At 57.7% G+C, this 622-nt stretch carries 1 protein-coding gene; it reads left to right on the top strand.

The annotated features are described in order from the left end of the window. On the top strand, positions 1-622 hold a 622-nt coding region (locus JIN85_RS20835; RefSeq protein WP_200274475.1), incomplete at both ends, for an IS110 family transposase.

Genomic DNA, 622 nt, shown 5'->3' with positions numbered 1-622 from the left:
TCGCCAAACTCGCAAAACCCGCCGCCATTTCCGCCTGCCTCGAACAGACCGGCCACTACAGCATCGCCATCTCAAAAGCCCTCCATCAACACGGCATCCACGCCCTTTTCCTCGTCAATCCAAGGCGCATCAAAGCCTTCGGAAACCAAAAACTCAGACGCAACAAAAGCGACACCGCTGACGCCCGACTCATTGCACGATTCCTCGTTGCCGAACAAAACGACCTCACCCCCTGGACTCCAAAAACCACTGAAAACGAACAACTCACCGACCTCGTCCGCTACACCGAATCCATCACCCGCGAAATCGCCAAACTCAAAACCAAATGCGAAGCCGCCATCGATCCCATCGTCCTTAAATCCCTAAGCCGCAGAATCAAATCCGAACAAAAGGAACTCGCCGCCATTCGTCTCCGCATCAACGCCATCATCAAATCCAGCGATACCATCAGGAAGAGCGACCAGCTCATCCGCTCCATCCCCGGCATCGGTGAAATCAGCAGTCACCTCATGCTCGCCGAGATCCCCGACCTCACCCACTTCAGCAACGCCCGCCAGCTCGCCGCCTGGGCCGGAGTCACCCCGTGCCACTTCGTCAGCGGCACCTCGGGTCGCCCCACCAC

This window comes from Luteolibacter pohnpeiensis (genome assembly GCF_016595435.1).
GTDB classification, from domain to species: domain Bacteria; phylum Verrucomicrobiota; class Verrucomicrobiia; order Verrucomicrobiales; family Akkermansiaceae; genus Luteolibacter; species Luteolibacter pohnpeiensis.
Note: the sequence above shows the minus strand (reverse complement) of the source record. Positions and strands in the feature narration are given on the sequence as shown.